This is a genomic window from Microbulbifer sp. GL-2 (assembly GCF_007183175.1).
Classification (GTDB): domain Bacteria; phylum Pseudomonadota; class Gammaproteobacteria; order Pseudomonadales; family Cellvibrionaceae; genus Microbulbifer.
Genome location: NZ_AP019807.1, coordinates 4,642,563 through 4,651,188, shown reverse-complemented (window position 1 = coordinate 4,651,188; position 8,626 = coordinate 4,642,563). Strand labels below are relative to the sequence as shown.

Annotated in this window: 5 protein-coding genes; all 5 read left to right on the top strand. The window is 41.0% G+C overall.

What is annotated here, in order from left to right; genetic code table 11:
- Nucleotides 1–2 precede the first annotated feature (2 nt).
- Nucleotides 3–641: a LysE family translocator gene (locus tag GL2_RS20135; RefSeq protein ID WP_143732518.1), complete on the top strand. Its 639-nt coding sequence runs from the start codon at nucleotides 3–5 to the stop codon at nucleotides 639–641.
- A gap of 76 nt (nucleotides 642–717) precedes the next feature.
- Complete coding sequence (locus GL2_RS20130; RefSeq protein ID WP_143732517.1) at nucleotides 718–1,353, top strand: LysE family translocator; 636 nt, start codon at nucleotides 718–720, stop codon at nucleotides 1,351–1,353.
- A 54-nt stretch (nucleotides 1,354–1,407) separates the two neighbouring features.
- Nucleotides 1,408–1,740, top strand: coding sequence for an SMR family transporter (locus GL2_RS20125; RefSeq protein ID WP_143732516.1), 333 nt, complete (start codon nucleotides 1,408–1,410; stop codon nucleotides 1,738–1,740).
- Nucleotides 1,741–2,778: 1,038 nt separating this feature from the next.
- Nucleotides 2,779–4,167 carry an MFS transporter gene (locus GL2_RS20120; RefSeq protein WP_143732515.1) on the top strand — a complete coding sequence of 463 codons (1,389 nt, stop codon included), beginning with the start codon at nucleotides 2,779–2,781 and terminating at the stop codon, nucleotides 4,165–4,167.
- A 1,328-nt stretch (nucleotides 4,168–5,495) separates the two neighbouring features.
- On the top strand, nucleotides 5,496–8,585 hold the full coding sequence (locus tag GL2_RS20115) for a glycoside hydrolase family 9 protein (protein ID WP_143732514.1): 3,090 nt from the start codon (nucleotides 5,496–5,498) through the stop codon (nucleotides 8,583–8,585).
- Nucleotides 8,586–8,626 lie beyond the last annotated feature (41 nt).

Genomic DNA, 8,626 nt, shown 5'->3' with positions numbered 1-8,626 from the left:
AAGTGGATATAAATGACCTCATAACTTTTATAGTGGTAGCGACTTTATTGGTTATTTCACCTGGTCCGAATAGTATTCTTATCGCTAAAACAGTTCCATTATCCGGGCAAAAACCCGGATTCGCTAATATAGGGGGGTTCGTTGCTGCTTTTTACGTACATGGTACATTATCCATATTTGGCATTTCTATTCTTCTTGTTCAATCCGCTCAAGCATTCTTTATCTTCAAAATATTAGGCGCTGCTTATTTAATCTGGGTTGGCATTAAATCATTAATTAGTGCTTTGAAAGCTGGTAATGCAGGTTTGCCAGTTTCAGCTCAGAAAAATATTAAGCCCGCCTCGATACGTACTGCGTTTTTAGAGGGGTTCTTCACAAACGTGCTCAATCCCAAAGTGTCATTGTTCTATTTGGCAGCCTTTCCACAGTTCATGTCGATACATGAGGGGGTTGTAAATGCATATACATTGGTGACTGCACACGCGATGGTTAACTTTGTGTGGTTTTCTATAATGGTATTTACATTGTCGCGTATCAAATTTGCCGCAAATAACGTTAGGTTTAAAAGGTGGATAAATTCCATAACCGGTATAGTATTTATTGGTTTCGGCTCTAAGCTGGCTTTAATGAAAAGTGGCTAGGAAAGCAATAGGCCCAACCTCAATACACTGAATCTTTTTTGCGAATTATTGAGATGTAAGGAATGAGGGAGGAGATATGAACACTGATGTTTGGTTGGCTTATTTTTCGGTGGTTATTATCGCGGTAGTTTTACCTGGGCCGGCGACTATGTTGGCAGCAGTCCATAGTATTAAATATGGGGTGCCTAAATCATTAACAACGATCTCTGGAGCAGCTTCGGGGGTTATACTTATTTCAACTTTATCAGTATTGGGTGTTGGATCAATAGCTTATTTTTCAGGGATAGCTTTTACGATTATCAGAGTTGCTGGAGCATTATACTTAATATTTTTAGGTGTCCTACTTTGGAAAAAGGGTATCTCCCTGGTTGAAAATTATGGGGTTGATAAAGATAGTAATATCTTTGGTATGTATAGGCAGGGGTTACTGGTTTCAATAACGAGCCCGAAAACACTTACGGTATCAACAGCTATTTTTCCACAGTTTATAGACCCTGCATTCGATCTTAGTGCTCAGTTCGTAGTGATGATAAGTACGTTTGCGATTCTAACTACTCTTTATTTGCTAGTCACGGTTTATCTCGCTAACCGAACTATAGGTAGTTTGGGTGACAATGTTTCGTATATTTTTGGTAAAGTGATTGGCGGCACAATGGCGAGCATAGGAGGAGTTTTAGTTGTTTCTGCTGGCAGGGGAATCATAAAAGAGTGAAATTTTTTTCTTATAAATTATTTTTCGGTAACAGCTATATTGGAGATCGTTTAAGTGAAAAATTGGTTGTTTCTTGGTGTTGCAATTATTGCTGAAGTGGTAGCGACCTCAAGTTTGAAAGCAAGTGAAGGGTTTACAAAGGTCTGGCCTAGTCTACTTGTTGTTCTGGGGTACGGTGTAGCTTTCTACTTTCTATCACTCACACTAAAGTCGATTCCTGTTGGCATTGCATACGCAATCTGGTCTGGCTTGGGTATTGTGTTGATTTCATTAGTGGCCTGGTTGATGTTTGGGCAAAAGCTGGATTTTGCAAGCATAATTGGCATGACGCTGATAGTCGCTGGCGTAGTAGTTATCAACCTATTTTCAAAAGTCAGCGCCCACTAGAGTTAATTAAATCACAGCAAGGGGCAGCTAATTTTTTGCACTTGATTGTGAGATAGCTTTATCCCAGTTTATTCTCAATTCGGTGTGTATCTGGCCAGGTGTCTATATGCTGCTGCCCACCTTGCATCTGAGGTTCGTCACGTTTGCTAATGTTCCAATCTTTATTGTTACTGCACTGATTTGTTGGAGAAAATATTCTCCGGATTACCGGTGCGTTAAGTCTAAAAGATTGATTACTTTGGGGGCCTGTTACATTCTTTGGCAATATTTTGCTTGCTTCTGGCTATGGGGTTTATCGTACAGTTGAAGGTTTCGTATGTGATTAATATCCACTTGTTAATAATAACAATTTTATGTGCCTATGCTTTTGTGCAGGTTGAGGCTAAGAAAAAGAATGATGCCCTGGTTCCGCTAGGCTTTGTTAGAAATATAAAAAGTATTTCGGAGGGATTAGTATACTTTTGGTAGCAATAGTTTTTTACAGCGTTAGTGTACATTTCTCGCCATTCTAACAATGGTGTAAGAGTATACTGCCAAGGAGTCGGGTATGGCGTTGCTTCCCCCAAGGGTAATTATGAATTTTCCAGGTCGCTTCTATAAAAAATTTGGTACAAAAATATTGATTTGTTGAGGTGCCTTTGGAATGTGCGTGAGGCTTGTCATGCTTTCTGGGTGCGATATAAATGTTGGATACATACACTTTTTGCCAAGGATGCTAATACTAGGTGTCATTATAAGTTCCTATAATCCCGCGATTGTTACCATGGCCATATCAGCAGTAGATTCCTTCCAATCTAGCTTGGCTGGCGCGAGTATCTACATTTTGAGGCTGGTTGGCGAGGGCACAGGGGCTTGAGATTAATGCGATAATTCTGGCGTTGGCCCCTGAGATTACTACGAGGATTTCTCGAGCTTTTACCGTAGATGCCTATCTGTATCTGGTAAGCCTTATTATAACTATACTATTTTGTTACTGTGGACATACACAAAATAGTAGGGCAAAGGTATGACAGCCTACTCTAGGCCGTGAAGAAGCAAATGACAGAAAATAATGGACCGCTATTGGGAAAGCACTATTGGGGACTACTGGTTCTTTTCCTGGCTGTATTCCTTGTGGCTGGTGACTTTACAGCCTTTTCTCCAGCACTGCCATCAATAGCAAACACTTTTTCGGTTGAAATAACAACCGTTCACTGGGTAGTAAATTCATACTCTTTATCCTATGGAGTGTTGATAGTTACCGCTGGTCGTCTGGCAGACATTTATGGGCGTAAGCATATATTTATTGCAGGAGTCGTAGTATTTGCTGTTTTCTCTATTATCGGTGGCTTGGCATCGCATATTTGGGTCCTTTTAATTTCACGTGCTTTTATGGGGCTTGGTGGTGCATTGATCTGGTCTGCGATATTAGGTATGGCTTACAACCTTTTACCTACTGAGAAAGCGGGGCTGGCCGGTGGGTTTATGTTAGCTTCACTCGGTTTGGCTACATCTTGTGGGCCGGTGATAGGGGGGTTCTTGTCCGAGTATATTAGTTGGAGGTGGATCCTGTTTATCAATTTTCCCATGGCACTAATCACTGCATTCTTATGCTGGTGCAGATACCCTGCCGAAAAATTAAGCCGAGTAAAAGAGGGCATTGATTACAGTGGTGTGATCACACTTTCCATTTCACTTTTTCTATTCCTGTTGGCGATGGATTTGTTGACTCAGAATATTTTTAATATTGTTTTATTTTCTGTTATCTTGTCGATCAGTCTTTTTCTTATTTTGTTGTTCTTTTGGGTTGAGCGCAAAAATGGGCGTGATGCATTGATTCCAATTGAGCTGATGAATAATCGTAGTTTTATGACAGCTGGGTTGAGTGTGTTTCTGGTTGCTATTGCCTTCTTTGCCTCTCTGGTATATGTCCCACTTCTTCTTATAAAAATATACCAATATACAGCTCTTCAGGCGGGGGTTGCATTGTTACCCATGATGGTTGCCTCTGGGGTTTTTGCACTCCTCTCGGGGTTTCTCTATGAGAAGGTTGGGAAGAAAGTGCTGATCTGCATAGGAGCGCTGGGGATGAGCCTGGGTCTTTTTTGGCTGGCGAACTTAGGTGGACGAGATAACTACTTTCAATTTGTTCCAGGTCTGCTTTTGGTCGGGATAGGCTTGGGGATCTATAGTCCTACTATTGTTACTGCTGCTGTTACAGTTGTTGATCCCACTGAATCAAGCCTTGCCGGAGCCATTATTTATATGTTCAGGTTTATTGGTGGTGCACTTGGGCTTGGGATAAATGCGACAATTTTAGCCACGGCTCCAAATCTTGAAGTTGGTATTCGCTGGGTATTCACTGTGGATGCTTTTGTTACTCTTATCGGCTTTGTTGTTTCTCTACTCTACTGCAGGATCAGTCCAGGGCCAGTATTTAGGCGTTAGACCTGAACATTTAATCATTTCCGCCAAATATAACTGAGAATTTTTCCAGATGATACTTATGAACCATAAAGAACTTAATTATATTAAGGTAGCCTCCACCTTTGGTCGTGATGTTTGAAAAGGCTGCACTTTTACAGCACACAGGGTAAAAAATTGCCATCATGAATGGGTAAATTCTTATAAGGAGAGAATATGTGGGGCTCGTAATGCCAAGCTTAAGGCAGTATTACTGCAGGTGTCACTTCGTATATGAACTGAAATATCGGGATAAGACGTTATTTGTGAGCTACGTTGACAGGTTTGATCAATACTGTGTGATATATGTCGCCAAAGGGGTATACATTCAATCGAAAGTTATACGATGAAGGGCTACGTCCATATACTGTTGACGGTTCCACCGAAGCTCAGGGTTCCTAAAAGAAAAGTCAGCAGCTCAAATACTTCGTAAAGATATACATGTGAGACGAAATATTCCTGGGAATCATTTACAGGGCGAGAGCACTATGTTAGTGCGGTAGAGTTGGATGAATAAGTGATTGTAGGATAAAGTAAGAGGCAAGAATGTAAAGAGTATTGATAGGAGAAGATGAGCCCCACAGGCTTATTATATATTCGAGTGATTACTGATTTTAATGATATCGAAGATATCCAAACTGTCGCTGGGTCATAAGTTTGATTTGATCTATTAAATTCTCAGCCAGAGCTTCCAAGTCCAGATATATGAAATCAGGTATTTAAAAGCGACCTTATCAAATCGCTGTAGTATTTAAAATAGACATTATGACCCAACCATAGGAACTTAGCATTATTAACTAACCCATTGTAAGTATAAGCAGCTGTAATTTCAAATGATTAAGAAGAAATGATTCAAGGTAAATGAGCATGGACATGAATTTTCTACTGTGAGTACTGCTGACAGTACTGGGGCGCGTGGGCTTATTTTAAGTGGCGTTTACGGAACACGATAAATATCATAGGTTACGATACCTTATAAACCAATTCATTGACTTACTTCTGCTAGAGAATCTCAGAATTTATAAGAACCGGTTCACATTACTTTTATTATAAAGACTTTTCATCGTAAATTTCGCCCCATTTTAGCGCATCTCTATGGCTTTGCCCCCAATTATATTTCTTATTTACGTAATATCTTTCTTGTATTAAAGAGATTTGGATAGGCATGTTCTAAAAATTGCCAATTGAAAACCGTTTATAGGGGGATCCCAATTAACATCGAAATATTGAGGTTGATATTTCGGATTTTGTGCAGGACGACCAAGTTTTGAAGTTCGCTAGTTTTAGATTGTGATCACAACACGAGAATCATTATGAAGCTATATAAAATATCAGCCTGTATTTCCATCGGCGTTACCGCCCTTTATGGCAATATCGCTGAAGCAATTACAGTGAATTATGGTGAAGCATTACAAAAATCCATTTACTTCTATGAAGCACAACAATCGGGTGTGCTTCCGTCTTGGAATCGGGTGGAATGGCGCGGTAATTCTACGTTAGATGATGGGGCAGATAATGATGTCGATTTATCCGGAGGTTGGTATGACGCTGGCGATCATGTAAAGTTTGGATTTCCAATGGCTAGTGCAGCCACTATGTTGGCTTGGGGAGTGGTGGACTATCCGCAAGCCTATTCACAAAGTGGCCAAATGCAGCATATTAAAAATAATTTGCGTTATATTGCTGATTATTTTGTAAAAGCCCACCCTTCGGCCAATATTTTCTATGGTCAAGTAGGTACCGGTAGTGGAGATCATGCGTGGTGGGGACCGGTTGAAGTGATACACGCAACCTCTCGATCTGCATCTGAGCGTCCATCATTTTCACTGTCACCGACTTGTCCTGGTTCTGATTTAGCAGGAGAAACCGCCGCAGCGCTATCGGCTATTGCAATGGTCTTTACTGATGATGATCCAAACTATTCCGCACAGTTGATCAACCACGCTAAAGAGTTGTATACCTTTGCGAAAACCTATCCTGGAAAGTACAGTGACTGTATCACAGATGCGTCAGGATTCTATAATTCCTGGAGTGGGTACAAGGATGAACTTGTATGGTCAGCAATTTGGTTACACCGTGCCACTGGTGATCAAAGCTACCTGGATTCTGCGATTGCCAATTATGAAAATCTAAGTAATGAAGGACAGTCATCGGTAAAAGCATATAAATGGACACACGCCTGGGATGATAAGTCTTATGGTTCTTATGTCTTAATAGCTGCGTTAACTGATGATTCAGTGTATCGCGAGGATGCTGAACGTTGGTTAGATTATTGGACAACAGGTGTTAATGGTGAACGTGTAAATTACACTCCTGGAGGCTTAGCGCAACTGGATACATGGGGGGCGACACGCTATGCAGCAAACACGTCTTTTGTCGCGTTATTTTATTCAGATTATCTCAAGCGTTTACAACCTGATAATCCTCGTGCAAAAATTTATTATGATTTTGCCGTCGGTCAGATGAAATATATTATGGGGGATAACCCCAACAAGATTCCCTACCAAATTGGTATTGCACCAAACGGGCCGAAAAACCCCCATCATCGAACTGCACATGGTTCCTGGTCGGACAGTCTACAATTTCCGGTAGAGAGTCGTCATTTATTAATTGGTGCATTAGTTGGCGGGCCCGGAAGTGGTGACGCATATGAGGATGATCGTGGAGACTACATTGCCAATGAAGTGGCAACCGATTACAACGCAGGTTTCACATCGGCTTTAGCGCGTTTGTATCTCGATTTTGGTGGTAACCCTATTCCTGAAAGTGAATTCCCGCCAAAAGAAACGCGTGACTTGGAATATTATGTTGAGGCAAAAGTAAACTCATCTGGACCTCGATATATTGAAATAGGCTCATTGGTTCACAATCATTCTGCATGGCCAGCTAAAGTGATCACTGACCTAAAATTTCGTTACTGGGTGGATTTAAGTACAGAGTTTTCACTAGGCTACTCATTGAATGATATTACTGTGAGTACAGGGTTTAGCCAAGCAGCAACTATTTCGCCCTTAAAACCCTGGGGCAATCCGGAAGACGACATCTACTATACAGAGGTCTCTTTTAACGGTATTAAAATATTCCCTGGTGGGCAATCTGAATCAAAGAAAGAAGTACAATTTAGAATATCTCTGCCAACAAACAATAATCAACCCGAATGGGATAACGAGGGAGATCCTTCCTGGGACAGCTACGGTAACAGTCATGTACAAGCACCAAAAATTGCGCTGTACAGTGGTGAACAGCTGGTATGGGGTGAAGAGCCTTCAGCTCCTTGTGGTGGAAGCACCGGCATAAACTGTCCTCCGACAGCACAAGACGTTAATGTTGACACATTTTATCAAACGGAGGTTGAGATAATGTTCAACGCAGATGATGTCGATGGTCAAGTGGTCTCATTTAATTCTGGTTTTCCAGGTAATGGTACATTGTCTGGAACTGGGGCTAGTCGGTTGTACACACCCGATGAAACGTTTTTCGGTCAAGATAGTTTCACTTATTCTGCCGTTGATAATCAAGGGAGAATATCAAATACGGCAACTGTTACTATTAATGTTGAAGAGCCGATAATTCCAGCAGTAAGTATAGTTTCACCAGCCGACGGTAGTGAAGTTTATACCAACCGTAATTTCATGATTAATTTTAATATGTCTAATGCATATGCAGTAAATATAATAGTTAATGGTGCTCAAGTTGCTACTGGCGTTACTGGGCCATCTTCACTGATTACGTCACCTACAACTATTGGGAGTTTCCTGGTGGAAGTTCTTGCCGTTGATGAACAGGGTAATTATGTCGGAGCTAGTGATAGTATTATGTTGAATGCTGTAGAACCTCCGCCCAACACGCCACCGGTTGCAGATTTTTCTGAAGAAACGAAGGGACTGACTGTTATTTTTGATGGATCTACGTCGAGTGATGCGGATGGCGATATACTAATTTATCAATGGGATTTTGGTGATAACACTATTGGTAGTGGTGAAAATGTCGAACATACATATGTCAGTGAAGGCCAGTACAACGTAATATTGACAGTGAGTGACGGCATAGATAGCCATACGACTAAGCGCATGATTTCAGTTACTGCTCCTCCTGCTAGTGCAACCTGTGATTACAGCATAGAGTCTGATTGGAATTCCGGTTTTGTTGCGAAGGTAAATATTACTAACAAAACAAGTGAATCGATCAATGGTTGGGAAGTTTCATGGAAGTTGCCAACAGATTTTGGGTTGAGTAATGCTTGGAGTGCAACTGTAATAGGGAGTAATCCGTACTCAGCAACTCCACTGGATTGGAATCTTACCATTGAGCCTGGACAGTCAGTAGAGTTCGGTTTCCAAGGCACTAAATCTGTTGATTTACCAGTGCCACAATTTGAACTTACTGGAGATGTTTGTCAGTAAATAAAAAATACTGCCGGTAAATTATCTATAGCAGTTTTAAG

Bases quoted from the DNA above. Each gene is read 5' to 3' on its own strand.
- GL2_RS20130 (WP_143732517.1), top strand. From the start codon at position 718: ATGAACACTGATGTTTGGTTGGCTTATTTTTCGGTGGTTATTATCGCG.
- GL2_RS20120 (WP_143732515.1), top strand. From the start codon at position 2,779: ATGACAGAAAATAATGGACCGCTATTGGGAAAGCACTATTGGGGACTA.
- GL2_RS20115 (WP_143732514.1), top strand. From the start codon at position 5,496: ATGAAGCTATATAAAATATCAGCCTGTATTTCCATCGGCGTTACCGCC.